Annotated in this window: 17 protein-coding genes; 8 read left to right on the top strand and 9 right to left on the bottom strand. The window is 74.8% G+C overall.

All coding sequences use genetic code 11. From position 1 onward, the window contains the following. Position 1: 1 nt before the first annotated feature. Positions 2–982, top strand: coding sequence for a cytochrome d ubiquinol oxidase subunit II (gene cydB, locus ACMCNO_RS17135; RefSeq protein ID WP_412750443.1), 981 nt, complete (start codon positions 2–4; stop codon positions 980–982). Further along, on the top strand, positions 979–4,515 hold the full coding sequence (gene cydC / locus ACMCNO_RS17130; RefSeq protein ID WP_412750442.1) for a thiol reductant ABC exporter subunit CydC: 3,537 nt from the start codon (positions 979–981) through the stop codon (positions 4,513–4,515). The genes cydB and cydC overlap by 4 nt, the downstream gene beginning before the upstream one ends. 61 nt (positions 4,516–4,576) lie before the next feature. On the opposite strand, the gene ACMCNO_RS17125 is transcribed toward cydC, so the two are convergent. Next, positions 4,577–5,047 (bottom strand): MerR family transcriptional regulator, encoded by a 471-nt coding sequence (locus ACMCNO_RS17125; RefSeq protein ID WP_412750441.1) that lies wholly within the window; start codon positions 5,045–5,047, stop codon positions 4,577–4,579. Positions 5,048–5,088: 41 nt separating this feature from the next. Between ACMCNO_RS17125 and ACMCNO_RS17120 the strand changes: the two genes are divergently transcribed. Further along, entirely contained in the window at positions 5,089–6,309 is a 1,221-nt protein-coding gene (locus ACMCNO_RS17120; RefSeq protein WP_412750440.1) for an MFS transporter, read from the top strand. Positions 6,310–6,332: 23 nt separating this feature from the next. On the opposite strand, the gene ACMCNO_RS17115 is transcribed toward ACMCNO_RS17120, so the two are convergent. From ACMCNO_RS17115 to ACMCNO_RS17105, 3 genes are all read right to left on the bottom strand, one after another. Beyond that, positions 6,333–7,295: a glycosyltransferase family 9 protein gene (locus ACMCNO_RS17115; protein WP_412750439.1), complete on the bottom strand. Its 963-nt coding sequence runs from the start codon at positions 7,293–7,295 to the stop codon at positions 6,333–6,335. Positions 7,296–7,406: 111 nt separating this feature from the next. Beyond that, positions 7,407–9,104: an ABC transporter ATP-binding protein gene (locus ACMCNO_RS17110; protein ID WP_412753728.1), complete on the bottom strand. Its 1,698-nt coding sequence runs from the start codon at positions 9,102–9,104 to the stop codon at positions 7,407–7,409. Between the two features lie 161 nt (positions 9,105–9,265). Next, on the bottom strand, positions 9,266–10,864 hold the full coding sequence (locus ACMCNO_RS17105; RefSeq protein ID WP_412753727.1) for an ABC transporter transmembrane domain-containing protein: 1,599 nt from the start codon (positions 10,862–10,864) through the stop codon (positions 9,266–9,268). A gap of 382 nt (positions 10,865–11,246) precedes the next feature. On the opposite strand from ACMCNO_RS17105, the gene folP reads away from it, so the two are divergent. Then, complete coding sequence (gene folP, locus ACMCNO_RS17100; protein WP_412753726.1) at positions 11,247–12,047, top strand: dihydropteroate synthase; 801 nt, start codon at positions 11,247–11,249, stop codon at positions 12,045–12,047. Between the two features lie 266 nt (positions 12,048–12,313). Here the strand turns inward: folP and ACMCNO_RS17095 are convergent, their stop codons facing one another. Continuing rightward, positions 12,314–14,077 (bottom strand): LamG-like jellyroll fold domain-containing protein, encoded by a 1,764-nt coding sequence (locus tag ACMCNO_RS17095; protein WP_412750438.1) that lies wholly within the window; start codon positions 14,075–14,077, stop codon positions 12,314–12,316. Between the two features lie 284 nt (positions 14,078–14,361). Here ACMCNO_RS17095 and ACMCNO_RS17090 point away from each other — a divergent pair, with 284 nt between their 5' ends. Further along, positions 14,362–15,399 carry a LacI family DNA-binding transcriptional regulator gene (locus ACMCNO_RS17090; protein ID WP_412750437.1) on the top strand — a complete coding sequence of 346 codons (1,038 nt, stop codon included), beginning with the start codon at positions 14,362–14,364 and terminating at the stop codon, positions 15,397–15,399. On the opposite strand, the gene ACMCNO_RS17085 is transcribed toward ACMCNO_RS17090, so the two are convergent. Beyond that, the gene (locus ACMCNO_RS17085) at positions 15,396–16,418 is read right to left on the bottom strand and encodes an alpha/beta hydrolase family protein (RefSeq protein ID WP_412750436.1); all 1,023 of its coding nucleotides are present in this window, start codon (positions 16,416–16,418) and stop codon (positions 15,396–15,398) included. The genes ACMCNO_RS17090 and ACMCNO_RS17085 overlap by 4 nt on opposite strands. Before the next feature lie 92 nt (positions 16,419–16,510). Between ACMCNO_RS17085 and ACMCNO_RS17080 the strand changes: the two genes are divergently transcribed. The 3 genes from ACMCNO_RS17080 to ACMCNO_RS17070 all read left to right on the top strand — a co-directional run bounded on the left by ACMCNO_RS17080 (position 16,511) and on the right by ACMCNO_RS17070 (position 18,576). Next, positions 16,511–17,302 (top strand): LLM class F420-dependent oxidoreductase, encoded by a 792-nt coding sequence (locus ACMCNO_RS17080; RefSeq protein WP_412750435.1) that lies wholly within the window; start codon positions 16,511–16,513, stop codon positions 17,300–17,302. A gap of 204 nt (positions 17,303–17,506) precedes the next feature. Then, on the top strand, positions 17,507–17,662 hold the full coding sequence (locus ACMCNO_RS17075; protein ID WP_412750434.1) for a hypothetical protein: 156 nt from the start codon (positions 17,507–17,509) through the stop codon (positions 17,660–17,662). Next, the gene (locus ACMCNO_RS17070; protein WP_412750433.1) at positions 17,659–18,576 is read left to right on the top strand and encodes a PfkB family carbohydrate kinase; all 918 of its coding nucleotides are present in this window, start codon (positions 17,659–17,661) and stop codon (positions 18,574–18,576) included. Before ACMCNO_RS17075 ends, ACMCNO_RS17070 begins: the two co-directional genes overlap by 4 nt. A gap of 55 nt (positions 18,577–18,631) precedes the next feature. On the opposite strand, the gene ACMCNO_RS17065 is transcribed toward ACMCNO_RS17070, so the two are convergent. The 3 genes from ACMCNO_RS17065 to ACMCNO_RS17055 form a co-directional block, all read right to left on the bottom strand. Further along, positions 18,632–19,642, bottom strand: a complete 1,011-nt coding sequence (locus ACMCNO_RS17065) for an NADP-dependent oxidoreductase (protein WP_412750432.1) — start codon at positions 19,640–19,642, stop codon at positions 18,632–18,634. A gap of 93 nt (positions 19,643–19,735) precedes the next feature. Further along, a complete protein-coding gene (gene htpG / locus ACMCNO_RS17060; protein ID WP_412750431.1) occupies positions 19,736–21,568 on the bottom strand; it encodes a molecular chaperone HtpG in 1,833 nt (610 codons plus the stop codon). Positions 21,569–21,721: 153 nt separating this feature from the next. Next, complete coding sequence (locus ACMCNO_RS17055) at positions 21,722–21,940, bottom strand: hypothetical protein (protein ID WP_412750430.1); 219 nt, start codon at positions 21,938–21,940, stop codon at positions 21,722–21,724. Between the last annotated feature and the right edge of the window lie 85 nt (positions 21,941–22,025).

Genomic DNA, 22,025 nt, shown 5'->3' with positions numbered 1-22,025 from the left:
CATGGTCACGTTCTGGTTTGCGCTGGTCGTACTCTGCTGGGTGTTGTTCTTCGTCCTGGAGGGCTTCGACTTCGGCGTCGGCCTGCTGGCGGCGTTCCTCGGCTGCGACGAGCACGAGCGGGCCGCGGCGATCCGCACGATCGGGCCGTTCTGGGACGGCAACGAGGTCTGGCTGGTCGCCGCGATCGGGGTGACGTTCGCGGCGTTCCCCGACTGGTATGCGGCCCTGCTCTCCGGCCTGTATCTGCCGCTGGTCGCGCTGTTGCTGCTGCTGGCGATCCGGGGGGTGGCGCTGGAGTTCCGCGGCAAGTCCGACGGGGCGCGCTGGCGACGCGGCTGCGACACCGCCCTCGCGGCCAGCTCCGGCGGGATCGCCCTGCTGTGGGGTGCCGTGCTGGCGGTGCTGACGCACGGGCTCGCCCTCGGACCCGACCGCGAGGTCACCGGCTCCGGGCTGTCCCGCACACTCGACCCGCTGCTGACCCCCGCCGCGGCGGCCGGGGCGGCGGCCGGGCTCGTCGTGGCGGTGCTGCTCGGGGCGGCATTCCTCGCACTGCGCACCACCGGGCCCGTCCGGCGCCGCGCCCGGCGCGTCTGCATCGCCGCGTCGGCGCTGCTCGGCGCGGGCCTGGTCGCGGCGGCGGCCACCAGTGGGACGGCGACCCCGCTGGCCGCGGCGCTGCCGTGCGCCGCGGTGGCGCTGCTGGCCCGCGACCGGCGCGAGGCGGCGGCGTTCGCCGTCGCGGCATTCGGGGTGGCGGGTGCGGTGACCGCGGTGTTCACCGCCCACGGCAACGTCGTGCTACCCAGCACGCTGGACCCCGCCTGGTCGCTCACCCTCACCGACGCCGCGGCGACCGCATCCACGTTGCGGCTGCTCACCGTGGCCGGGGCGATCATCCTGCCGGGGGTGCTGGTGTACCAGGGTTTCTCCTACTGGGTCTTCCGGCGGCGCGTCGCCAGTGAACGGGTCCCGTCGTGACCCGCGGCCCGCTGGACCGGCGGCTGGTGCGGCACGCCCGGGCCAGCCGGACCCCGATCGCCGTGCTCGCCGCGCTCGGGGCGGGGCAGGCCGGGGCGACGCTGCTGCTGGCCGTGGCGCTGGCCCGGACCGTCGCGGGGCACCTCGACTTCGTGGCGGTGGCGCTGCTGGCCGCCGCGTACCTCGCCCGGGCCGGATTCGCCTGGTCCGAACAGGTGGTCGCCCAGCGCGCCGCGGTCCGGGTCGGCGACGAGTTGCGCCGGGCCGTGCTGGCCGCGGCGCTGCGCCGGGGCCCCGCCTGGGCCGCCCGGTACGGCGCGGGACGGCTCACCGCCGTGCTCACCACCGGGCTGGACGCCCTGCGGCCATGGTTCAGCGGATACCTGCCCGCGCTCGTCCTCGGCGTCGCCCTGCCCCCGCTGGTGGTCGCCGCCATCGCCGTCGTGGACCCACCGTCGGCACTGGTCGCGCTCGCCACCCTGCCACTGCTCCCCCTCCTCGGCGCCCTGATCGGGTGGGCCACCCAGGCACGCGCCCGGCAACGATGGGCCGCCGACGCCCGGCTCGCGGGCCACTTCCTGGACGTGGTGCGCGGCCTCGCGACGCTGCGCGCGTACGGGCGGGCAGAACGGCAGGTCCCGGTCGTCGCGGCGATGACCGAGCGGCACCGCGCGGCCACGATGCGGGTGCTGCGGGTCGCGTTCCTGTCCTCGACCGCGCTGGACCTGGTGGGCACGCTGTCGGTGGGGCTGATCGCGGTGACCGTCGGGCTGCGGGTGGCGGCCGGGCACCTGGCGCTGGCACCCGCCCTGCTGGTGATCCTGCTGGCGCCGGAGGCGTACCGGCCGCTGCGGGAGATGGCGGCCCGCTACCACGCCAGCACCGACGCGGCCGCGGTCATCGCGGAGGTGGACGAGGTGCTCGACGGCGTCCCGGCCGCGGTCGTCGAGGACGCGGCGGGGACCGGCCCCGGGGTCGCGGCCGCCGACCTGCGAGTACGCCACCCCGGCACCACGGTGGACGCCCTGGTCCTGCCGGGACTCGTGGTGGCGGCGGGCGAGTTCGTGGCGCTGCGCGGCACGTCCGGGGCGGGCAAGACCACCGCACTTCGGGTACTGGCCGGGCTGCAACCGCCCGGCTCGGGCACCGTGATCGGCACCGGGCCGCGCCCGCTGTATCTGCCGCAGCGGCCGATGCTGGCCCACGCGCGTACGGTCGCCGACGTCTTCGCGCTCGCCACCGCGCCGGAGCCGCCCCCCGGCCCGGCACTGATCGACGCGGCACTGCGGACGGTGGGCCTGGACGGCGAGCTGGCACCCGCCACCCCGCTGGGCGAGCACGGCGCGGGCGTGTCCGCCGGACAGCGGCAGCGGCTCGCCCTGGCCGTGCTCCTGCACCAGGCGCGCCGGGAGCCGGTGACCCTGCTGCTGGACGAGCCGACCGCGCACCTCGACCCGGCCGCGGAGCGGCTGGTCGTGGCAGAGCTGCGGGCGGCCGCCCGGCGCGGGTGCGCGGTGCTGGCGGTGGCGCACCGGCCCGCACTGCTGGCCGCGGCCGACCGCACGGTCACCATCCACACCGCCCGTCCCGATGCCGCCTCCATCCACACCGGACCGTGGGCCGCCTCCAGCGCCCACCCCGGCGGCGCCGTGTCCGTCCACACCGGACTCCCCGCCGCCCTCGACGCCCGGCCCGGTGCGGCCTCACCCCCCACGGGTCACGGCGGCACCGCGGTCGGCGTCGGCCACCCGGGCCCGGCCGCGCCCGCACCGGCCGGTCGGGGCCGCGCACGCCCCAGCCGCCGCGCACGCCCCGGCCGCGTCGACGCGGTCGTGCGTCGGCCCGGAACGGCGGTCGTGCTGGGTGCGGCGTCGTGGCTGGCCGGGATCGCGTTGACCGGCGCCGCCGCGTGGCTGCTCGTCCGGGCGTCCGCGCTGCCGCCGGTGCTGACGCTGTCGGCCGCGGTCGTGATGGTGCGGGCCACGGCGCTGGCCCGGCCGCTGCTGCGCTATCTGGAACGGCTGGCGTCGCACGAGGTCGCCTTCGCCCGCCTGGGTGCCTGGCGTGCCCGCGTGTACGCCGGCCTGATCCCCCGCGTACCCGGTCCGGACCTGCACCGCCGCGGCGACCTGCTGACCCGCGTGGTCGACGACGTCGACGCCCGGGTGGACGGGCTGCTGCGCGGGCGCCTACCCCGGGCCGCCGCCACGCTGGCCGTGGGTGTGGCCGGGGCCGCCGCGGTGGCGGTGCAGCCCGCCGTCCTGCTGCCCCTCGCCGCCGGGCTGGGCCTGTCCGCCGTCGCGGCGCCGGCCCTGGCCGGGCGCCGGGCGGCCCGGCTGGACGCGGACACCGGACGGGCCCGCGCCGAACTGCGCGACGCCCTGGTGGAGTCCGTCGACGCGCTGGAGGAACTGGCCGCCCGCGACCCGCGGGCGGCGCTGGCCGTACCGGACCGGCGCAGTCGTGCGCTGTCCACGGTGGAGGCCCGCGCGGCGTGGGGCGCGGGCGGGGCCGCCGCGGTGGCGCACCTCGGCTGGGGGGTGGCCGTGGTGGGCACCGCCCTCGCGCTGAGCGCGGTGCCCGGTGTCGCCCCGGAGTGGGCCGCGGTGCTGCTGCTCGGGGTGGTCGCCCTGAACGAGCCCGTCGCCGGTCTGCCGGACGCGGCGGTCGCCCGCCGCCGGGCCGCGGGAGCGCAGACCCGCCTGGCGGCGCTCGCCACCGCGCCGCCCGCCTCACGGGCGTCCACCTCGCGGGCGTCCAGCTCGCGGGCGTCCACATCGACGCGGGCGGCGGTGGGCGGGCCGGTGGCTGGGACAGCCGCTCGTCCGGCCCTGCCGGTCACGGCGGGAGCCACGGCCGGGGCGGAGGTCAGGGTCCGCGGGCTCGTGGCGGGCTGGCGTGCCGACGCTCCGGCGACGCTGCGCGGACTCGACCTGGACCTGCCTGCCGGCGGGCGGATCGCGGTGCTGGGCGCGTCCGGCAGCGGCAAGTCCACCCTGGCCGCCGTGCTGGCCCGGCTGCTCGACCCGCGCGCTGGCGCGGTATCGATCGACGGCACGGACCTGCGCGCCCTGCCGGACGAGGCCGTCCGCGGCACCATCGCCCTGGTCGGCGACGACACCGGACACGTCTTCGCCTCCACCGTACGGGAGAACCTGCGCCTGGCCCGCCCCACCGCGACCGACGCCCAACTACTGACCGCCCTCGCCCGGGTCGGCCTCGGCGACTGGCCGGCCCGGCTCCCGGACGGCCTCGACACCTGGCTCGGCACCGGGGGCACCACCGTCTCCGGTGGTCAGCGGCGGCGACTGGCGACCGCCCGCGCGCTGCTGACCGGCCCGCGCGTGCTCATCCTCGACGAGCCGACCGAGGGCCTGGCCGAGGACGAGGCCGGTGCGCTGATGGCGGACCTGCTGGCGGCCGGTACGGGCCTGTCCGTGCTGGTGTTCACCCACCGCCGCGAGGGCCTGGATGCGGTCGACGCCGTGCACGTGCTGAGCGCGGGCAGGCTGGCCGACATGGCGCTGCGATAACGCACCCGGGCGGTGACGCACGCCCGATCCCCGCCGCTGATCGTGGGCGCGGTCGGACGGGTCATCCGGCCCGCCGCCGCGCGGAGGCACCGACCGCCGGTCCGGCCTTGCGCACCGCGGGGCGCACGTCGGCGCCGCCGGGATCACCCGGGTCGTGCGGCCCGACCGCCGCGGTGCGCACGTCGGTGACGATCCGGGCCAGCAGGTCACGGCTCTGCTCCAGCGCCGTGATCTTCTCGGTGAGTGCGTCCAGCTCGCCTTGCAGCGTGTCGGCCAGACGGCGACGCTCCGCGGGCGGTCCCGGGACGACCGGCAGCCCGTCGAGCAGGAACCGCAGTGCCGTGCCGACCACACCGGCGGGCAGCGCGGCGGAGAGCATGCACCGGATCCGGGCGACCCGGTCCACGTCCGCCTCCGCGTAGACCCGGTATCCGGCCGCCGTACGGCTGGGCTCCAGCAGGCCCTGTTCCTCGTAGTAGCGCAGCATGCGCACACTGGCGCCGGTCCGCGCGCTCAACTCGCCGATCTGCATGGCTTGACCCTAACGCCGATGTGAGACTTTAGCGTCGAGCCGTGATCATCTATATCCTGGTGCTCTGCTCGTTCGCGGTCGCCACCGCGGAGTTCGTGCTGGTCGGCCTGCTGCCACAGATCGCCACCGACCTGCACGTGTCGGTCGCCGCAGCGGGCCAGCTGGTGACCCTGTACATGCTGGTCGTCACGGTCGGCGGACCGGTCGCGACGGTCCTGACCCGACGGCTGCCGCGGCGCGGGCTGCTGGCCGCCACCATGGCGGTCGCCGCCGGGTCCGCGGCGCTGTCCGCCCTCGCCCACTCGTACGGTGTGCTGCTGGCCGCCCGGCTGGGTTCGGCGCTGGCGCAGGCGCTGTTCCTCGCCGTCGCCTCCCAGGTGGCCATGGCCGCGGTGCCCGCAGCGCGGCAGACCGCCGCGGTGGCGCGGGTGTTCGGCGGATTCGCACTGGCCACCGTGATCGGGCTGCCGCTGGGTGCGCTGGTCGGCCAGGCGTACGGATGGCAGGCGACCTTCGTGGTGGTCGCTGCCCTGGCCGGGCTGGGACTGCTGGGCGTCCTCATCGTCTGCCCGCGGATCCCGGTGGAGCGGACCGGCAGTGTCGCCAACAGCGTACGGAGCATGCTGCGCCCGTCCGTCCTGCGCGGCCTGTCGATCACGTTGCTGGCGTTGACCGGCTTCGTCGCGGTGTTCACCTACGTGGCGCCGATGCTGCGCACGGTGTCCGGGTTCAGCCCCGGCTGGGTCAGCGCGGCCCTGGTCGGGTACGGCCTCGGCACGGTCGCCGGGAACCTGCTGGCCGGGCGGGTCCCACCCGCGCGCATCGCCCGCGTGCTGCCGGCTCCGGTGGCGGCACTGGCCGTGATCCTGCTGGCCCAGGGTGCGCTGCTGCGCGTGCGCCCGCTGGCCCTGGCCGGGCTGATCGTGCTGGGCGGGGCCGCGTTCATGGTCGTGCCGCTGGTGCAGACGTGGCTCATGGGGCGGGTCGCGCCGCAGGCGGCGGGCCTCGCGGCGGCGGCGAACATCTCGGTCGCCGGGGTGGCCGGGGCGTTGGGCGCGGCCCTCGGCGGCGCGGTGCTGGCCGGTGGTTTCGGCCTGGCCTGGATTCCCGCGGTCGCGGCGGTGCCGGTGCTGGCCGCGGCGGCCGTCGCGGTCGACCTGCGCCGCCGGGAGTCGCCCTCGGCACCTCAGCGGCGAAGCGACAATCCCGCCACCACCTCGGCCGACGCCGGCGTGCCGGAGCCGTGCCCCGCCGACGGGTGAGGCGCAGACGCGCGACGTCCACATCAGACGGGGGTGTGGACGTCACGGCGCCGCGAGGGGTGCCGGGCATGTTCGGCCTCGGCTGCCGCGGCCAGCACCTCCTCCGGCCGCACAGCCAGCAGCGCGGGGTGCGCGGCGGGCCCGGTGGCGCCACGCTGCCCGAGGCCGCCGTGCCAGATCGCCCGGTGGTACGCCCGTCCGGGCGGTGGCCCCCACCGTCGCGGCGGCACCGGGCCGAACAGCACCACCGACGGCACGCGGTACGCCGTGGCCAGGTGCGCGATCCCGGTGTCCCCGCTGATCACCAGGCGGGCATGCGCGACCAGCGCGGCGAGCGTCGCCAGCCCGGTACGCCCGGCGAGTACGGCCGCGGCGGGCAGTCCGGCGCCGCGGGCCACCCGTACCGACAGGTCGGTCTCGTCGGCCGAGCCGGTGACCACCACGTGGTGCCCGGACGTGGCCAGGACCCGGGCCACGGCCGCGAAGCGGTCCGGCGGCCACCGGCGCCCGGGCGCCTTCGCCCCGGGGTGGACGATCGTGACGCCGTGCGGGGCGGGCGTCTGCGGTACCGCCAGCGCGAGGTCGGCCGCGTCGGCCGCAACCCCGTAGTAGCCCAGCAGCCGGCACCAGCGCTGCGTCTCGTGCTCGTCCTCGTCCCAGTCCGGACCGTCCAGGTGGGCGGCCTCGGCGTTGGCGAACGCCCACAGCTTCGCGGGCCGCACCGCGCTCAGCAGCCGGTGCGACTCGGGCCCGCAGCCGTGCAGGTTGACCGCGACCTCGGGCCCTGGGGTGGTCCACCGGTTCGGTGCCAGGCCCGCCGCGGGCAGCACCCGGTCGATGCCGCCGACGAGCTCGGCGAGCGGGACCAGCCACGCGGGCGCGGCCAGCGCCAGGGTCCGGGCCACGAACGCGGCCCGGACGGCACGCAGCGCGGGCACGGCGGTGGCGAGGTCGCCGACGCCGGGTGCGCACAGGGCGAGGATCACGAGGTCTCCGTCTCCGCCGGTGGTCGGCGGGTCACCCTCAAAGAGGCGGGTCACCCTCAAAGATCGGCGACACGGCCACCGGGCGGGGCGGATTCGCCAAGTTGCCCGCGGTCAGCGCTGGCCGTCGCCGTGCCAGGAGTGCCACAGGGCCGCGTACCTGCCGCCCGCCGCGACCAGTTCGTCGTGGCTGCCGAGTTCCACGACCCGTCCCGCGTCGAGCACGGCGACCCGGTCGGCGTCGTGGGCGCTCTGCAGCCGGTGGGCGACCGCGACGACGGTGCGTTCCCGCAGCACGGCGCCCAGCGCCCGTTCGGCGCTGCGCGCGGTGCCGGGGTCCAGCAGTGCGGTGGCCTCGTCCAGCAGCACGGTGTGCGGGTCCGCCAACACTACGCGGGCCAGCGCCAGCTGCTGGGCCCGCGCTCCGTCCAGGGGGTGCCGGCCGAGGTCGGTGCCCAGCCCGGCCGGGAGCTCGGCGAGCCAGTCCACTCCCACCGTGGCCAGCGCCGCGTGCAGGTCCGCGTCCGTGGCGCCGGGTGCCGCCAGCCTGAGATTGTCGCGCAGGGAGTCGCGGAACACGTGATGCTCCTGCGTGACGAGCACGACCTGACGGCGCAGCACCTGCGGGGGCAGGTCGGCGACGGGCACGCCGCCGACCGTGACCGTGCCGGTGCGCGGCCGGTCCATCCCGGCCAGCAGCCGGACGAGGGTGGACTTTCCGGCGCCGGAGACGCCGACGACCGCGAGCCGTTCCCCGGGCCGGACGGTGAGGTCGACGCCGCGCAGCACGTCCGGCCCCCCGTCGTACGCGTAGCACACGCCGGTCATCTCGATCCGGTCCCCGCACGGTGCCGCGGTGCCGCGTGCCGGGGTGGACGGCACGGCCGCCAGCCCTTCGACCCGGGCGAACGACGCCCCGCTGGCCTGCAGGCGCTCCAGCCAGACCAGGATGGTGTCCAGCGGGGCGGCAAGCTGGCGCAGGTACAGCGCGCACGCCGTGACCGCGCCCAGGCTGAGCGCGGCGTGCCGGTGCAGGGCGCCGCCGATCAGCAGCACCGCCACCACGGGCAGCACATAGGACACGTCCACGACCGGGAACAGCACGCTGCGGAGGAACAACGTGTGCAGCCGGGCCCGCCGGACCCGCTCGACGGCGGCGCGACCGGCGGCGAGCCGCCGGCCTTGCAGGCCGAGGGCCTCGACGGTCCGGGCGCCCGCGACGGTCGCCGTCAGTTCGTCCGCGAGGGCGGACGCGGCGGCGCCCTCCTCCAGGTAGGCGGCCCGGGCCCGGCGCAGGTACCAGCGGGCCGCGCACGCCGCCCCGCCGAGGGCGAGCAGCCCGGCCGCGCCCAGCACCGGAGCGACCAGCAGGACCGCCCCGAACAGGAACACCGCCTGGGTGGCGGCGACGAACACCTCGGGTACGGCGTCGCGCAGGGTGCCCGCGACGGCGCCGACGTCGCCGGTGCCGCGGGCGGCGAGGTCGCCCGCGGGGACCCGGTCGATCGTGGCGGCGGGCAGCGCCAGCGCCCGGTCGAGAAACCGCTCCCGGACCCGGGCCGCGGTCCGCTCGCCGAAGCGGTACGCGACCAGCAGCGCCCACCGGGTCAGCAGGATCTGTGCCGCGGTGGCGGCCACGATGGCCAGGGCCAGCCGGTCCACCTCGGGCACCGCGGCGGCGCCGCCCGCGGCGACCGCGTCGACGATGTGCCCGAGCAGCCGTGGTGGGGCCAGCCCCGCGACGGCGGCCAGGGCGGCGAGACCGGCCATGCCGGTGACCGCTCGCGCCTCCACGGACAGCAGCCGCGCCATGGCGCGTCCCGCCCGACGGCCGTCCGCCACCGGCAGGCCGCCGCCCGCCGGTGTGCCGCCGCCCGCCGGTGTGCCGCCGCCCGCCGCACCCTGGTCGGCCGCGCCACCGCCTGTGGCACGGCGACGACGCGTCGCGCCGCCGTCCACCGCCGCCGGGGCGCTCACCGGCTGGCCGGACCGGGTCGCGCGGGGACCGGCCCGGCCGCGTCGCGGGCGACCAGGGCCCGGTAGCCCGGCACGGCCACCAGCAGTTCCCGGTGGGTACCGGAGGCCAGCACCCGGCCGTCCACCAGGAAGTGCACGAGGTCCGCGGAGTCCAGCAGCACCGCCGACGTGGTGGCCAGCACCGTGGTACGCCCCGCGCGGGCGGCGGCCAGCCGCCGGGCGATGGCCGCCTCGGTGTGCGCGTCGACCGCGGACGTCGGCTCGACCGCCAGCAGCACCTCGGGGTCGGCGTACAGGGCCCGGGCGAGCCGGATCCGCTGCCGCTGGCCGCCGGAGAGGTTGCGGCCGCGGTCCTCCACGCGCGCCGCGGGTCCGTCGGCGATGTCGCGGGCGAGCGCGGCGTCCAGGGCGCGCATCAGCGCGGTCTGGTCCGGCTCGAAGCGGCCGGCGACGACGTCGGTCAGCGACCCGGCGAACAGGTCGGCCTCGTTGTCCGCAACGAGGATGCGCTCGCGCAGCCCGGCGGTGGCGATCCGGTCCAGCCGCACTCCGGACCAGCACGCCGCGGTGGGCCCGTACCGGCCGAGGCGGTCGACCACGGCGGCCGCCTCGGCGGGGCGCGCACTGGCCAGCGCGGTGATCCGTCCGGCGGCGACGGTGACGCCGGAGGCCGGGTCGAGCAGGGTGACCGGGCCGCGGGGGGCGGGGACGGCCGGTGCCGCGTCGCGTTCGGGGCGCAGCGCCAGGAAGTCCGCGACACGGCGGCCCGCGACCAGGGCCCGGCTGATGTCGGAGCCGCCCTCGATGAGGAACGCCACCGGGATGACGAGCACGGCGGTGTACCCGTACACGGCGACCAGGTCGCCGAGGGTGATGTCGCCGCGGGCGGCCAGGCGGGCACCCAGCCACGTCACCACCGCGAGGAACAGGGCGGGCAGGCCCGCGCCGAGGGCGTGGATCCAGCTGGTGATCGCGCCGACGCGGTAGCCCTCGTCGCGCAGCAGCCGCGAGTCGCGCCCGTACCGCCGCGCCGTCGCCCGCTGGCCGCCGAGTCCGCCGAGGATCCGCAGGCCCCCGAGGACGTCGACGAGCCGGGCGGCGAGGTCGCCCTGCCGGTCGCGGTAGCGCGTGTCGGCGTGGTGCAGCCGCCCGAGCAGCGGCCCGACCGCCGCGGCCAGCGCCGGCGCTCCGGCCAGCACGACCACGGCCAGCAGCGGCGAGATGCCGGCCAGCAGGACCGCCACCACGACGTACGCGACCAGCGCTCCGACTGCGGGGCCGGTGACCGTCAGGGCCTGGCCGAGCACCCACACGTCGCCGATGCCCAGCGTGACGACTTCGCCGGGCGGCAGCCGGCGGGGCAGGGCCGCGCCGAGCCGGGTGGCGTGCGCCAGCACCTCGCGTACGGTCCGCAGGCCCGCGTCCAGCCGGATCTTCGTCGCGGTGCGGTGCCGCACGATGGCCAGGACGGCGTTGGCGACTCCGGCCGCGAGCAGGGCCGCGGCCCAGCCGGCCAGCACGGCCGGGCGGCGCGGCTGCAGGCCGCGGTCCACGGCCAGCGACAACAGGTACGGCGGCAGCGTCAGCCCCACCATCCACGCGGTGCCGACCGCCACCCCGGCCGCGACCCGGGCGCGCTGGCGGCGCACGAGCCACCACAGATAGCGGACCGGTCCGCGCACGTCCCCCGGCCCCAGACCACCCTCAATCACCCGTTGGACACTAAATCAGTGTCTATCGATCCCGGAAGCCGCGGCGCGCAGCCGGGGTGGCCGTGGCGCTCAGCCCGGTCTCGGCCCTGCGGTCCCGGCCCCGGGCGCACGGACCGGCTGTTAGTCTCGCGATGCCGCAGAACCGCAGCCAGGGAGCCGTGCCGTGACCGACGTGACCTCTGGCGGCATCGTGCGGCCGAACCTGACGCACCCGCAGCGGGTGATCGGCGGCCGCGACTTCGACTTCTCCCGCCGGGTCGCCGTGATGGCGATCGTGAACCGGACCCCGGACTCGTTCCACGACCGGGGGGCCACGTTCGCCCTCGACCGGGCGATCGAGGCGGTGCGCGTGGCGGCGGCCGCGGGGGCCGACTGGATCGACGTGGGCGGGGTGCCCTTCGCTCCGGGCCCGGAGGTCACCGCGGAGCAGGAGCTGGAACGGGTGCTGCCGGTGGTGGAGGCGGCCCGCGAGCTGGCGGTGGTCTCGGTGGACACGTTCCGCCCGGAGGTGGCCCGCGCGGTCGTGGCGGCCGGGGCGGGGGTCGTCAACGACACTTCGGGGCTGCGCGATCCCGCGATGGCGGACGCGGTCGTGGGCACGGACGCGACCCTGGTGATCACGCACAGCCTGGCGGCGCCACGGACCCGGTATCCGCGCCCGTCATATGACGACGTGACCGCCGAGGTGATCGATTTCCTGCGCCGCCGGGTCCAGGTGGCACTGGATCGCGGGGTGCGCCCGGAGCAGATCATCGTCGACCCGGGTCATGACCTGAACAAGAACACCTACCACTCGCTGGAGCTGACCCGGCGGCTGGGCGAGCTGACGGCGCTCGGCTTGCCCGTGCTGGCGGCGGTGAGCAACAAGGACTTCATCGGCGAGACGCTGGACGCGGCGCAGCACGACCGGCTGGTCGGCACGGTCGCGGCGGTGGTGTTCTGCGTGACCCAAGGGGCCCGGATCGTCCGGGTGCACGACGTGCCCGCAGCGGTGCACGCGGTCCGGATGACCGAGGCGATGCTGGGCCTGCGGCCACCCGCGACGGCCCGGCACAACCTGGACTGAACCGGCCGCCGACCCGAGCGCCGCTCATGTTGTTTCACATGGACGTCCTGGTGTTGCGTTTTAATGACATTCGCTGAACGATTGTCGTCGATCCGCCATCCCCCTCGCGGCGGTGCCGAAGGAGTCCCCCGTGTCCACTCCCCCGCGACCGCGGCGTACGCCGGGTAGGTAGACCGGCGCGCGCCGCGACCATCGACGCGGCGCGCGTCTCTCCGCCCCGGCGGCCGGCGACCGTCCCCCACGGCCGCCGGGGCCCTGCGCGTCACTCAGCCGATGCTGAGCCAGACGTCGTCGAGATACCCGTGGTACTGGTCGTTGTTGACCGCCAGTCCCTTGCCACCCATCCGCAGCGGCTGGGTGGAGACCACCGACAGGGTGATCGGGATGGTGGCGGCCCCGCGCTGCACGTCGTCGACCCGGATGGTCAGCGAGGTGCCGGCGCGACGGCATTCCAGGGTGTGCCAGCCACCGTCCGAGATGGACGTCGCGCTCTTGGCCACGAACAGAGTGGGCGAGGCCTGGTCGCTCATGACGCAGCTGGGCCGGCCGGAGGCGCCGTCGACCTGCAGCTTGTACTGCCCGCCCGAGGTCGAGTAGCCCTTCTGCACGATGTTCTCCCCGGCGGAGGTCTCGGCGGCGGACAGCCGCACGGCCGCCCCGAAGCGCAGGTCCCGCGTACCCGGATTCAGGTCCGCGGTGTCCGCGGCCTGCAGGTTCAGCCGCGGGCAGGTCGCCGCGACAGCGCACTTCGGCGGGAACAGCACGGCCTGGCCGGTGCCGTGCGGGACCAGGGTGGCCTGAGCCCCGTTGGCCGCGAACGCCTTGAGCAGGTGACCGTGGCCGGACCCGTCGTCGAACGTGCCATCGGTGATCGTCGAGTCGAAGTTGTACGACGCGACGAACGGCGACGCCGGCGGGGGCGGCCCCGCCGAGCGCGACGTGGGATCGGTGAACGCGGCGTACCGCTTCTGGGTGATGCCGTTGACCAGCGTGAAGTCGCCGCCGACCGAGATGACGCCCAGCCCCGCGGAGCTGGTCATGACCCGGACACCGACGACGCCGTTGGCCTGTGGTGCCCACGGCAGCAGATTGCCCTGGGCGTCGATCGCGGCCAGCTTGACCCGCGGAATCGAACCGTCGGTGCAGATGCCCTGGGCGCCGTTGTTCCCGGTGGTGCAGGCGTTGTCGAAGTGCCCGCCCACGTACGCCGTGTCACCGAACACGGTGATCGCCTGGATGTCGCCGTCGAAGACCCGGGTCCATCGCGTCGCGCCCGCGAACGTGTACGCGAGGGCGCGCCCGCCCTTGCCGCCGAGCGCCGCGTACAGGCCGGTGGCGTCGGTGGCGAGCGCGAACACCTGCGAGATGGGCTTGGGCTTGAACGTCGCGTCCACCACGCCGGTCACCGGGTCCACGGCGGCCAGCCGCAGGGTGGAGGGGACGTTGCTGGCGCGGTGGAAACGCCCGCCGACGTAGACCTTGTTGTTCGCGACCACGAGCGCGTTGACGGTGTCGTCCGTGGTCGGCACCCACCCGGTGTCCAGGGCACCCGTGGTGGTGTTGAACGCGGCCAGGTTGGTCCGGGCCACGCCGTCCACCCCGGTGATCCGGCCGCCCAGGTAGAGCCGTCCACCGGCGACCGCCAACGCGTTGGGCTGGCCGAGGATGCCGTGTTTGAGGGCGGTGGGGACGCCGGTCGTCGGGTCCAGCCCGGCCAGCGAGTCGCGGTTCTGGCCGCCGATGACACCGAAGTCCCCGGCGGCGTACATGATCGTGCCGTCGGTCACGAGCGCGCGGACGGTGCTGTCGGCGCCCGGGTTCCACGGCAGCAGCGCCCCGGTACGCCCGTCGAAGGCGGCGAGCCGGTTCCGGGGGATGCTCTTGCCGGCCACGACGGCCTTGGTGAACGCGCCGCCCACGTACACGGTGTCGCCGCGGTAGGCGATCGCGAAGACGGAGCCGTTGAAACTGGGCGACGCGGACGGGGTGCTGTCCACGACCGCCGCGATGGCCACGCTGCCGGCCGCCATGAGGCCGAGCGAAACCGCGCCGACCAGTATCCGGCGCGCTGATGATTTCAGTCTGATTCGGTTACTGCGCACATCGGGGACTAACGGCGCTCGCCTCCCGAGGACGCGAGCGCTGGTACCGCGATCGCGCGGCACGGTGGGCCGGGCGCGCAGACCACCCGTCCGGGGGTAATCCGGACGGCCGAGCCCATCCCGGCCCAGGAGGTGGTATTGCCGGACGGATGGCCCGACCGGGTATGGAATACTTCCGGGATTCGATCCCGGAAGTTCCGCCGGAGGCACCCGTGACCAGCGACGGGAAGCGCGTGACCATCGCCGCGATCGCGCGCGAGGCCGGAGTCTCCGTGCCGACGGTGTCGCGGGTGCTCAACGGACGCACCGACGTGGCCCCGCACACCCGCGAACTGGTGGAGCGGCTACTCAAACAGCACGGCTACCGGCGCCGGGCGTCCCGGCAGCAGACCGGCAAGGCCGGGCTCATCGACCTGGTCTTCAACGACCTGGACAGCCCGTGGGCACTCGAACTGATCCGTGGCGTCGAGGACGTGGCGCAGGCCGCCGGGGTGGGCACGGTCGTCTCCGCGGTGCACCGGCGCTCGGCCGCCACCCGGCAGTGGCTGCAGAACCTGCGCGCCCGCGCCTGCGACGGGGTCATCTTCGTGACCTCCGAGCTCACCGGCACGGTCCACGCCGAACTGCACCGGCTCAACATCCCGGTGGTGGTCGTCGACCCGGCCGGCGGCGCGGACCTCGAGGTGCCCACCATCGGAGCCACCAACTGGGCCGGGGGCCGCAGCGCCACCGAGCACCTGACCTCCCTCGGGCACCGCCGGATCGGCCTGGTCGCCGGGCCACGGCACCTGCTGTGCAGCCGGGCCCGGCTGGACGGCTACCGCGCAGCGGTGGAGGCGGCCGGCGGCGACCTCGAGGACGCGCTCGTGCGGCCGGGCGACTTCCGGTACGAATCGGGCTTCGCTGGCGGCGTCGCACTGCTCGACCTGCCGAAACCACCCACCGCGATCTTCGCGTCCAGCGACACCATGGCCCTCGGGGTGTATGAGGCCGCCCGCCGCCGGGGCCTGCGGGTGCCCGACGACCTCAGCGTCGTCGGCTTCGACGACCTGCCCGAGTCGCGCTGGGCCTCGCCGCCGATGACCACGGTCCGCCAGCCGCTGCCCGAGATGGGGGCGCTGGCCGCCCGTACCGCACTGCGGCTGGCTCAGGGCCAGCCGATCGACACCCCGCGGGTCGAGCTGGCCACCGAGCTGGTGGTCCGTGACAGCACCACCCGGCCCGGATCGGCCGGAGGTTTCGGCCGCTAGAGCTGGTTCTCCAGGGTCGCGACGCCCTGGAGGGCGGCGGCCGCGGGGATGCGGTCCCGGGCGGTGGTGTCGCCGTACAGCGCCCAGCGCAGGAACTCCGTGGTCGTTCCGGCGGTCGGCGCCAGGTCGCCCGGCTCCGTGACGTGACCGCCCTCGGTGATCGACAGCATCGCCCGCGACCACGGGGTCGCCTCGAACACGGTGTGCCCGGCCTGCCAGGCCACCGTCTTGTCGCGGCGGCCGTGCACGTACAGCATCGCGGCGGGCGGACCGGCGAACGGCAGGCCCCGGAAGTCCGTACCCGCGAATACGACCCCCGCCTTCAGCCGGGCATCGCGGACCGCGCTGAACAGCCCCACCGTCGTGATGCCCCCGCCCGAGTGCCCGGCCGCGCCGAGCCGGGCCGGGTCGATGATCGCGCGGAGCGGATCACCCATGCCCAGCAGCTGGTCCAGCACGTAGGACGCGTCCTCGGGCTGGTTGACGATGTCGGAGGGCTGGAAGTCCCGCACCCCGTACGAGGTGTGCGGGTAGGCGGGCGCGGCGACCACGAACCCGGCCTGCGCCCAGCGGGACAGGATGTCGGCGTAACTCTCCGGGGTGGCGGTCAGGCCGTGGCTGAACAGCACCAGCGGGAACAGCCGGCCCGCGGCGGGCTCGGCGTCGACCACCGGATCGGGGACGCCCGGCAGGCCCGTGGCCGGGTACCACACCCGGGTCGGCAGCGGCCGGTCGCCACGGGTGAACGTCATGTCACGCCGCCCCACCGCGTACGCCTGGGCGGGCGCACTGCCCGACGGCGGCGTGTACGGCGTGACCTCGCGCGGCGCCAGGGACGACGCTGTGGTCGAGGCCAGGATCGGCGCGGCCGACGACGGCACCGGCGGTGGGCTGCCGGGGGTGGCGGTCGGCGCGACCGTGCCGGAGCCTGCGGGCGAGCCCCCGGTCGAGCAGGCGGACATTCCGCCCGCTCCGGTGGCAGCACCCAGCACCCCGAGCAGCAGATTCCGTCGTCGCATGGAGCCCATTGTCCGGGCCGTACCTGAAGAGAACCTGCCTGTGCTCGGAGGGTTGAATCACATCATGGCGGTCCGGCACTACGCTGAGCCCCATGATCGATCGACCGGTGCGGATCGCACTGCAGCTTCAGCCGCAGCATCTGGACTACAAGACGATCCGCCGCACCGCGGCGGAGGCCGAGGACCTCGGCGTCGATGTCATCTTCAACTGGGACCACTTCTACCCCCTTTCGGGTGACCCCGTAGGGCTGCATTTCGAGTGCTGGACGATGTTGGGCGCGTGGGCCGAGGCGACCTCCCGGGTGGAGATCGGCGCGCTGGTCACCTGCAACAGTTACCGGAACCCGGAACTGCTGGCCGACATGGCCCGCACGGTCGACCACATCAGCGACGGACGGCTCATCCTCGGCATCGGCTCCGGTTGGTTCGAGAAGGACTACCAGGAGTACGGGTACGAGTTCGGCACGGCGGGCGGACGCCTGGACGATCTGGCCGCCGCGCTGCCGCGCATCGAGTCCCGGCTGGGCAGGCTGAACCCGCCGCCCACCCGCAAGATCCCGGTGCTGATCGGCGGCGGCGGCGAACGCAAGACGCTGCGGCTGGTGGCCAAGCACGCGGACATCTGGCACGGCTTCGGCGACCCGGACACCGTGGCCCGCAAGGTCGAGATCCTGAACCGGCACTGCGCGGAAGTGGGCCGGGACCCGGCGGAGATCGAACTGTCCACGGGTGTCCGCGGCAACCCCGCCGAGCTGGGCGGGCGGCTGCGTGAGCTGGGCGTGTCCCTGTTCACCGTCGGGGTCGGCGGCCCGGACCCGGACCTCGGCCCGCTGCGCTCCTGGCTCGCCTGGCGCGACACCCAGAACGGCCGGACCGAGGGCTGACCGTCCCGGGCCCGGAAGGTCCCGGCCTTCCGGGCCCGCTGGTTCAGACCCGCTCAGATCGATCCGGACCGGCTCGGCGTCCTCGACGCCAAATCCACGCCGTAGCCGATCCGGCAGCCTCCCGAGGTACCCCGCATCAGCCGGGTTTTCGTGTGACGATCAACTGAGGACCACCGGCGCGACCTCGGAAGGAAGCGTTTGGCGATGAAAAAGCTCATCGGCTGGATCCTGGCCATACTGCTGGTGTTCTACATCGGGAAGCACCCCGGTCCCGCGGCGGACATCGCGCAGGGGATCGGCAACACCGCCGCGGACCTCGCGCGGGGGGTCGGCACGTTTGTCTCCGACCTCGCTTCGTGACCGTACGCCTGGTCTGTGTCGGTCTGGCCACGGTCGACCTGATTCAGCGGGTTGACCGGATACCCAGTGCCGACGAGAAGGTGGAGGCCGGGTCCGCCGAGCTGGCGGCCGGTGGCCCGGCCACCAACGCCGCGGTCGCTGCGGCCGCGCTCGGCGCCGAGGTCACCCTGGTCACGGCCGTAGGGGCGCATCCGCTGGCGGCGGTCATCCGCGCCGACCTCTCCATGTACGGGGTGAGCCTGCTCGACGCGACCCCCACCGCCCGTGTCGCTCCCCCGGTCTCCGCGGTGACCGTGCTGGCGTCCACCGGCCAGCGCAGCATCGTCAGCCGCAACGCGGGCGGGCTGGCCGCACCCGCGCCCGCGGCGCTGACCGGGGTGCTGTCGGGCGCGGACGCGGTGCTGGTCGACGGCCATCACCCGGTGCTGGCCACCGCGGCGGCCCGCGCCGGGCGCCCGCTGGTCGTGGACGCGGGCAGCTGGCGTCCCGTGTTCGCCGAGATCCTGCCGCACGCCGAGGTGGTGGCGTGCTCGGCGACGTTTCGCCACCCGGATCTGCCCGGCCCCGCCGCGATCCGTGACCTCGGGGCGCGGCACGTGGCCGTCACCGCCGGACCCGATCCGGTGCGCTGGTTCTCCCCCGGCGCCGCGGGCGAGGTGCCCGTGCCGCCGGTCACGTCGGTGGACACCGCGGGAGCGGGCGACGTGTTCCACGGCGCGCTCGCGGTCGCGGTGGCCCGCTCGTGGCGCGACGCCGACCAGATCAAGCCCGGCGGCGCAGGTCCGACGGATCTGCCCGCCGCGTTGCGGTACGCGGTCGCCGTGGCCGCGGTCCGCGTGGCCCACGCCGGTCCCCGCGCCTGGCTCGCTGATCCGCGCCTCGCGGCGCTGCACCTCACCGCGTACCCGCGCTGACGGCCCCCGGCACGACGCCGGAGGCCGCTCTCAGGCTTCTTCGCTGGTCGCGCGGTCAGGAGGCGATGCGGATCAGGTGCTTGCCGACACCGTCGCCGCGCAGCATCGCGAGGAACGCCTCCGGCGCCTGTGCCAGGCCCTCGTGCACGGTTTCCCGGTTACGCAGGCTGCCGTCGGCCAGCAGCGGGGCGACCTCGGCGAGGAACCGGCCCTGCAGCTTCGCGTGGTCGCGGACCAGCATGCCCCGCATCGTGAGCCGCTTGCTGATCATCATCGGCAGGTTGCGCGGCGCGGGGGTCGGCGCGGTGGCGTTGTAGACGCTGATCATGCCGCAGATCGTGATCCGGCCGTGCACGCGCATCGCGCCGATCGCGGCCTCCAGGTGCTCGCCGCCCACGTTGTCGAAGTAGACGTCGATGCCGTCGGGCGCGGCGGCGCCCAGCAGGTCCCGCACCGGCCCGTCGTGGTAGTCGAACCCGGCGTCGAAGCCCAGCTCGTCGGTCAGGTACGCCACCTTGGCGGCGGAACCGGCGCTGCCGATGACCCGGCCGGCGCCCTTGAGCTTCGCGAGCTGGCCGACGACCTGCCCGACCGCCCCGGCCGCGCTGGAGACGAAGACGACGTCGCCGGGCTTGAACTCGGCGGTCTCGAACAGCCCCGCGTACGCGGTCAGCCCCGGCATGCCCAGCACCCCGAGGTACGCGCCGAGCGGCGCCACCGACGGGTCGACCGGGTTGACGTGCCGAGCGTCCAGCAGCGCGTAGTCACGCCAGCCGAGGCCGTGCAGCACGACCGTGCCGGGCTTGATCCGCTCGTCGCCGGACGCGACGACCTCGCCGACCGCGCCGCCTTCGAGCGCCTTGCCGACCTCGAACGGCGCCACATACGACTCGCGGTCGTCCATCCGGCCCCGCATGTACGGGTCGACACTCATCAGCAGGTTGCGGACCAGTACCTGGCCGGGGCCCGGATCCGGGATCTCGGTCTCGGCGAACTCGAACGTCTCCGCGGTGGGCCAGCCGTGCGGCCGGGCCGCCAGCCGGACCTCTGTGGAACGGGTGGACAACGTGCCTCCTGAGGGATCGAGGGGTACGCCGCCAACCCTACTCACGGGTAGCCGTGACGGCCGCCGTCGCGACGGCCGTCACGGCGACCGTGGTCACACCGTGCGGGCGAGCCGGTCCGCCAGCAGCTTGGCGAAGCGCGCCGGGTCGGCCAGGTCGCCGCCCTCGGCCAGCAGGGCCGTGCCGTACAGCAGCTCGGCGGTCTCCTTCAGGGCCGGGTCGTCGGCGCGGTCGGCCAGCGCGGAGCCCAGGCCGGTGACCAGCGGGTGCTCCGGGTTGAGTTCGAGGATCCGCTTCACCGGGGGCACCTGCTGGCCCATGGCCCGGTACATCTTCTCCAGCGTGGGGGTCATGTCGTCCGCGTCGCTGACCAGGCAGGCCGGCGAGGAGGTCAGGCGATGTGTCAGGCGTACCTGCTTGACCTGCTCGCCGAGTGCCTCGGTGAGGAACGTCAGCAGCGGCGTGAGCTCCTGCTCCTTCTCCGGCTCGGCCGGGGTGTCACTGGGCAGGTCCACGGCCCCGCGGGCGATGGACTGCAGCTTCGTACCGTCGTACTCGGTGATCCGGTCCACCCAGATCTCGTCGACCGGGTCGGTGAGCAGCAGCACCTCGTACCCCTGGGCCCGGAACGCTTCCATGTGCGGCGAGTTCTCCACCTGCGCCCGGCTCTCGCCGGTCATGAAGTAGATCGCCTCCTGGCCCTCCTTCATCCGGCCCACGTAGTCGGCGAGGGTGGTCGGCTCGTCGCCGCCGGTGGTGGCGAACGAGGCGATGTCGAGGATGGCGCGCTGGTTGTCGTCGTCGGCCAGCAGGCCCTCCTTGACCGCCCGGCCGAACTCGCCCCAGAACGTCGCGTACTTCTCCGCGTCGTTGGTCATCAGGTCCTTGACCGTGGACAGGACCTTCTTGACCAGGCGGCGGCGGATCATCTGGATGTGCCGGTCCTGCTGCAGGATCTCGCGGGAGATGTTCAGCGACAGGTCCGCCGCGTCCACCACGCCCTTGACGAAGCGCAGGTAGTCCGGCATCAGCTCGGTGCTGTCGTCGGCGATGAACACCCGCTTGACGTAGAGCTGCAGGCCGCGGCGGCCGTCGCGCTGGAACAGGTCGAACGGTGCCCGGGACGGGATGAACAACAGGGCCTCGTACTCGAAGGTGCCCTCGGCCTTCATCTGGATGATCTCGAGCGGATCGTTCCAGTCGTGGCTGACGTGCCGGTAGAACTCCTTGTACTCCTCGTCGGAGACCTCGGCGCGCGGCCGCGCCCAAAGGGCCTTCATCGAGTTCAGGACGCTGTCGCCCATCCTGATCGGGAACGCGATGAAGTCGGAGTACTGCTTGACGATCTGGCGGATCTTCCAGTCGTCGGTGTAGTCGTACAGTGCGTCCTGCTCGTCGGCGGGGCGCAGGTGCAGGGTCACCGACGTGCCGACCTCGGCGCCGACCACGGTGTCGATCGTGTACGTGCCCGCGCCGTCGGACTCCCACTTCGTGGCGTCGTGGGTGCCGGCCTTGCGGGTGAGCAGCGTGACCTTGTCGGCGACCATGAACGTCGAGTAGAACCCCACACCGAACTGGCCGATCAGCTCCCGCGAGTCGGCGCCGCTCTCCTTGAGCTTGCGCAGCAGCTCCGCGGTGCCCGACTTGGCGATCGTGCCGATGAGCTGGACGACCTCCTCGCGGGTCATGCCGATGCCGTTGTCGCGCACCGTGAGGGTCCGCGCGTCGGTGTCGACGACCAGCTCGATGTGCAGGTCCGAGGTGTCGGCCTCGAGGCCGTCCACGAGCGCCGCGTGGCGTAGCTTGTCGAGCGCGTCGGACGCGTTCGAGATCAACTCGCGCAGGAATATGTCCTTGTTCGAGTAGATCGAGTGGACCATCAACTGCAGCAGCTGGCGGGCTTCGGCCTGGAACTCGAGCGTCTCCATGAGACCTTTCCTGTGCTCGACCGTCGTTTGTCGCCGCCGATCGTATGACCCCGCGCTGACCGAACGACGCCGCGCCCCGCTGCCACCGCCGACCACATCAGCCCGCGCTGCCGCCCGATGGTGCCGCCGCGCGGTCTTGTCGCGTACGTGGGGTCAGCGCGGCGTGCGTGGGGGGCACCCGGGGCCTGCGGCCCGGCCGTCGCGGATCCGGTACGCCGAAATGTCGCCCTGCACGAAGCGCTGGATGTCCGCCACCCGCTGCGGCACGTCACCCTGCTCGGCGTAGTACGCCACGATCGCCTCGTCGACGGTCCGGCAGTCAGCGCGCTGTGCGACCGCTTCAGCGGACCGGGTCAGGCCCTGCACATCCACCGCAGCGTAAGAAGCACCGCCAACACCAACCGTGATCACGGCCGCCATGGCCAGCTCGCTCAGTCTCACAGAAACTCCGCTCGTC

The organism is Krasilnikovia sp. M28-CT-15 (assembly GCF_047159595.1).
In the GTDB taxonomy this organism is placed as follows: domain Bacteria; phylum Actinomycetota; class Actinomycetes; order Mycobacteriales; family Micromonosporaceae; genus Actinoplanes.
The sequence above is the reverse complement of the archived record's forward strand: the minus strand, read 5'-3'. Positions and strand labels throughout refer to the sequence as shown.

Bases quoted from the DNA above. Each gene is read 5' to 3' on its own strand.
- cydB (WP_412750443.1), top strand. From the start codon at position 2: ATGGTCACGTTCTGGTTTGCGCTGGTCGTACTCTGCTGGGTGTTGTTC.
- ACMCNO_RS17125 (WP_412750441.1), bottom strand. From the start codon at position 5,047: ATGCAGATCGGCGAGTTGAGCGCGCGGACCGGCGCCAGTGTGCGCATG.
- ACMCNO_RS17110 (WP_412753728.1), bottom strand. From the start codon at position 9,104: ATGGCGCGGCTGCTGTCCGTGGAGGCGCGAGCGGTCACCGGCATGGCC.
- ACMCNO_RS17105 (WP_412753727.1), bottom strand. From the start codon at position 10,864: ATGGTGGGGCTGACGCTGCCGCCGTACCTGTTGTCGCTGGCCGTGGAC.
- folP (WP_412753726.1), top strand. From the start codon at position 11,247: ATGGCGATCGTGAACCGGACCCCGGACTCGTTCCACGACCGGGGGGCC.
- ACMCNO_RS17095 (WP_412750438.1), bottom strand. From the start codon at position 14,077: ATGGCGGCCGGCAGCGTGGCCATCGCGGCGGTCGTGGACAGCACCCCG.
- ACMCNO_RS17085 (WP_412750436.1), bottom strand. From the start codon at position 16,418: ATGCGACGACGGAATCTGCTGCTCGGGGTGCTGGGTGCTGCCACCGGA.
- ACMCNO_RS17080 (WP_412750435.1), top strand. From the start codon at position 16,511: ATGATCGATCGACCGGTGCGGATCGCACTGCAGCTTCAGCCGCAGCAT.
- ACMCNO_RS17075 (WP_412750434.1), top strand. From the start codon at position 17,507: ATGAAAAAGCTCATCGGCTGGATCCTGGCCATACTGCTGGTGTTCTAC.
- htpG (WP_412750431.1), bottom strand. From the start codon at position 21,568: ATGGAGACGCTCGAGTTCCAGGCCGAAGCCCGCCAGCTGCTGCAGTTG.